The 3,973-nt window shown below is 55.9% G+C and carries 5 protein-coding genes; all 5 read right to left on the reverse strand.

Annotated elements, in window-relative coordinates; all coding sequences use genetic code 11:
- Nucleotides 1–833, reverse strand: an 833-nt coding sequence (locus tag ACOYNV_RS26300; protein ID WP_422902777.1) for a DEAD/DEAH box helicase, incomplete at its 3' end; no start/stop codon positions are given.
- A gap of 116 nt (nucleotides 834–949) precedes the next feature.
- A complete protein-coding gene (locus ACOYNV_RS26305; protein WP_422902778.1) occupies nucleotides 950–1,861 on the reverse strand; it encodes a nucleotidyl transferase AbiEii/AbiGii toxin family protein in 912 nt (303 codons plus the stop codon).
- Nucleotides 1,858–2,457: a type IV toxin-antitoxin system AbiEi family antitoxin domain-containing protein gene (locus tag ACOYNV_RS26310; protein WP_422902779.1), complete on the reverse strand. Its 600-nt coding sequence runs from the start codon at nucleotides 2,455–2,457 to the stop codon at nucleotides 1,858–1,860. Before ACOYNV_RS26310 ends, ACOYNV_RS26305 begins: the two co-directional genes overlap by 4 nt.
- Nucleotides 2,458–2,768: 311 nt before the next feature.
- Nucleotides 2,769–3,101 (reverse strand): nucleotidyltransferase domain-containing protein, encoded by a 333-nt coding sequence (locus ACOYNV_RS26315; RefSeq protein WP_422902780.1) that lies wholly within the window; start codon nucleotides 3,099–3,101, stop codon nucleotides 2,769–2,771.
- Nucleotides 3,102–3,546: 445 nt separating this feature from the next.
- A complete protein-coding gene (locus tag ACOYNV_RS26320) occupies nucleotides 3,547–3,894 on the reverse strand; it encodes a hypothetical protein (RefSeq protein WP_422902781.1) in 348 nt (115 codons plus the stop codon).
- Nucleotides 3,895–3,973 lie beyond the last annotated feature (79 nt).

The raw sequence follows: 3,973 nt of genomic DNA on the forward strand, positions 1-3,973 counted from the left end.
TTTCGACAATCTGCGCGCCGCCAAGAAGAACAGCGATACCGCAATGGCCTCGTATCCGACCATCCGGCGCTACATGAAAGCACAAGGCATGTTCCGCCAGGCCCAGCCCAAACGCGCGACCGCCGGCGCACTGGCCGCGCGCGACCGTCGGGTGTGTTCTTGGCCCAGAGCAGCCGGTCCTTGGGACGAATCAGCAGATAGTCGAGCATCTTGTAATTAGTCAGCAAGATGTCGGGCGGATCCTTGCGAAGTGTCTCGCGATCGGTAATCACGCTGGTCGCTGTCATGGTTGGAAGGCCGCGGCCATCTTTTCCTGAGCGTCCGCCAACGAACAGGCCGACACGCAGCCCTTTGAAGGCAGGCGTCTGGGCAATGACCTGTGCAAAACGCCGGGCCTGGTCGGTCGCCAGTGCATTCATCGGGTAAATCACCAGCGCCTTGATGCCTTCCTTGCCACTCCCGGCCTCCGCACCGGTGACGCGGGCACAGTGCTCAAGCAAGGGGTACAAAAAGCACTCGGTCTTGCCGCTGCCGGTGCCGGTGGCGACCAGCGTGCCGGCCGCCATGCGGAGGCTCGAAAGGCGTTGCCACGCCGCTTCCTGATGGATGTGACCGGGATGCTCCGTAGCGAAGGTTCCGAAAAATGTCACACCCTGAGTGCCGGCACGGAACGGCAGACCCAACTGGAGGTAAGGGCCATTCATCCAGCGGGATTCGTCTTCGGTAAAGCGCTTCATGACGCCCGCGAACAGCGGGTCGGAGGGCTCGAAACCGGTCGTCAGGAAGTGCTTAAGACCGTTCTGGACTTCACGTGCAAGGAGGGATGGCAACATATTAGATTGTATCCGTTTGTTCTTTTTTGCATGGCGGACACACGAAAGTTATCCTGTGGCCATTCTTAAAACAAGGCTAATTCCCAACGCTGTCGTGGCGTCAGTGAGTGGATAAATTACTCAATCTTCCGCCATCCTTCTCCGGCTCGCCAGGCCACGTCGAGCACCCTGCTCGTTGACGCGGAAGCCAGTACGGGCAGCAAGAAATCACGAAGATCACTAACCACCATCGCAAGTGGCATCGAGCCCAGGGTGTTCTTGCGCAGAAAAGCCAGCCACTGCTTTTCCTTTTGCACATCATGGATAAATTCGTCGCTCAATCCGATGGGAATCCCTTCGGGTAACGCGGTGCGCCGACGTTCGAAGGTGGCCGCGACCGCCCGTGACAGTAAATGACCATCGAAATCCGAATGTTTCGCCAGCACCCAGAGGTCAAAATAATCCTTCATCCGGCTGTTCAGCATGCCGAGTGATGTCAGAGCTTCAAGCTTTTCAGCGACGACGGTGTAGCGGGGATAGACGCGCAGATGTGGCTTGGACATGCCGTTCAGAATGACCGGATAATCGACATTTTCCGGGCCGGGTACCACGGCATCACCGAACCCGACATCAATTTGTACTGGGCAGCGGGCACTGTCGAGCAAGCCCATCAGCGTAATCCGAACGCCAGCGTAGTTGGCCTCCTTGCGAATCTCTGCACCTTTAACGGAATTCGGCTGGAAAACAATGCCGTCTTGGCCCTCGATACGGCAAATACCCCGGAAAACTTCTTCCAGATGGGGAATCTCGGCTGATCCAAAACCTAGAAAATCGGCATCATGAGTCGGCCGATGTGGCACGTCGAACCACAGATCCAATAGCAGGGCTCCTTTAAGCAAGAACTGCTCACGATGTTCCGAGACGCTCAGGCGATAGAGCATGCGCTCCAGTGCATATCGTGTCAGCAGCAGGTTGAAGTCCAGCTTTTCTGCACGTGCTTTGTTGAGCAAGCGGTCTCGGATTGATGCACCAAGATTCAGAACGGTCATCCAAGGCTCTCCAGATACGGGCGCATCACGTTGGCCACGCGACAGACCTTGGCGAAACGCCAGATATCGTCACTCGTCATTCTCTTTCCGTGCCAGGCTTCGCGTAGCGCTTCAAGGGCGACGTCGAGGCCGATCTTGTTGCGATATTTAAAACAGTCAGCAACGGTCTTGGCGACACTGGTGACACGGACCGTCACGCCATCAACGACATGTTCCTCGATGCCTTCGGTAAGCGCTGCGCCCGAGAAACGAACGATGCGTAGCGGCGGGTAATCGAGCCTCGGTGCGATGGCCTTGTTTTCGATAGCCAGCCAGACCTGGAATGGCGCCTGGGTAGTCAGGTCGTGAAACCGGAGGGCTGAAAGCAGGCAAACAACCCCTTTGGGCACCCTCAGCGCGACCTCGGCCAGAGACCCTTGAGCAGAGACTTCCCGACCGGGCAGTCCATAGACCCCGCGACCGACACGCTCCAGTTGACCGCGGCGGACCGCACGGGTCAGGAAAACACTTGAAATTCCGAGTACAGCCAGATCGCGCGTGCGGATCAAACCTCGGGAGCGAACCAGGTCGATCAGTTTTTCGGGGACGTTAGCCATGTTCAGTGCGCTGTTCTATAATATCGGCAGATGTAAATATATACCGATTAATCGGATCGAGACAAATGTTGCCAAAGTATTTTGGCCAATGCCAGGCGGATTACTTGAGCATCTCGATCAAATTTATCCCCTGATGCAATAGAAACAGCACCTACTCTGCAAGCCGCTCCAGTGCTTGATCTACAGATTGCATCACAGGAGAGCCAATAATTACGGCACTCTACAGAGTTACAATCTGTATAACGCCTATTCATGCGGCTTTTAAGGCAACGGTGCCGCAAGGCTCGGCGAAATATTTCTTTTTGGCATGATCAAGCACGCTCATGCAGCACCTTTCCTTCCCGCTGGGCGCGACCGACGATAGTGTGGGCGGAATCTTTGTGTTGCTCGAATTCATCACGGTTATAGAGCAGCAAATCCTTGGGCATCGCCAGCTTGCGCAGAGCCAGGTACAAGCGCGCCGTTTCCTGGCGACGACTATGCTGTGAGCTGAAAGGTTCACGTTCGACAATCAACAGATCAACGTCGGAATCCGGCCGAGCGACCCCGCGCGCAAGCGAACCAAACAAGATCACGGTATCAGGATCAGCTTCACGAACAATCGTATCGACCATCTCGCGAATCAGGACGTGTTTGCTTTGCATCTACTTCTCCAACCGCCGGTTAGAGAATTGTCGGCGATCCAGTTCGTGCCGATTTCATTATTACCCCTACTATTACCCTTACCAAGGGGTAATTACCCTTTCTTTCTCCAGAGGGCGGCCGGGCCGCGCCCCTGACATTCCACCCCAGCCAGCTTCTGTTGTTCGCGCAACACGGTGCGAACCATATCGCGGCTGACGCCTGGGCACACTTGTGCAAGCTCGCTGAGGGTATGGTTGATAGCAGTGATGAGCCTTGATTCGCATCGCCACTCGATGCAAGACAGGTGTTTTTAACCGTGCCGTTCAATCGGACCAGTGTTCAATGCTGTCGTGGTCAGGATGGCTGCGTAACCGCCACGCTCACCCGTCTTGGACGCAGCCAATAGGCCCATTGGGAGCGAAGCTGAGATCACGTCTTTTGCTTGCCGCTGATGGAACATCAGTTTCATTTGGCAATGACCCGGCGGTGAAGGTGTTCGATGCGCTGAGCCATGGGTTCAAAAATGCGCATCAGCATCCCGTAGGTTTCCCCGGGAACGTTGGCCGCCAGGAAATCACCTGACAAGCCGGACAGTTGTGCCATCCATTGCTGGTGATGATCTTCCAGTATTTCCATTTCCACCCACATGTCGTGCGACCCGCGGGCGTCAAGAACCGTTTGAAGCCCGCGCTCAAGCGCCGCACCCTTCGTGAGCAGTTGGGCGACCGGTGCTTTGAGCGAAGCGGGCAGCACCGGCAAGTGGCCGTAGGCAGTCGTTGCCTTGTTGCTTTCGGCTTCCGCCGCTTCCTCCATCAGTATCCCGTAGCGGTACAGGCCGCAATGCTCTCAACCTAACAGACCGTTTGCATATTTCGTTGAATTTCTGAAGATT

It is taken from the genome of Propionivibrio sp. (genome assembly GCF_049316945.1).
In the GTDB taxonomy this organism is placed as follows: domain Bacteria; phylum Pseudomonadota; class Gammaproteobacteria; order Burkholderiales; family Rhodocyclaceae; genus Propionivibrio.

Excerpts from the sequence above, each read along its gene's own strand:
- ACOYNV_RS26320 (WP_422902781.1), bottom strand. The coding sequence starts at position 3,894 with ATGGAGGAAGCGGCGGAAGCCGAAAGCAACAAGGCAACGACTGCCTAC.
- ACOYNV_RS26310 (WP_422902779.1), bottom strand. The coding sequence starts at position 2,457 with ATGGCTAACGTCCCCGAAAAACTGATCGACCTGGTTCGCTCCCGAGGT.
- ACOYNV_RS26305 (WP_422902778.1), bottom strand. The coding sequence starts at position 1,861 with ATGACCGTTCTGAATCTTGGTGCATCAATCCGAGACCGCTTGCTCAAC.
- ACOYNV_RS26315 (WP_422902780.1), bottom strand. The coding sequence starts at position 3,101 with ATGCAAAGCAAACACGTCCTGATTCGCGAGATGGTCGATACGATTGTT.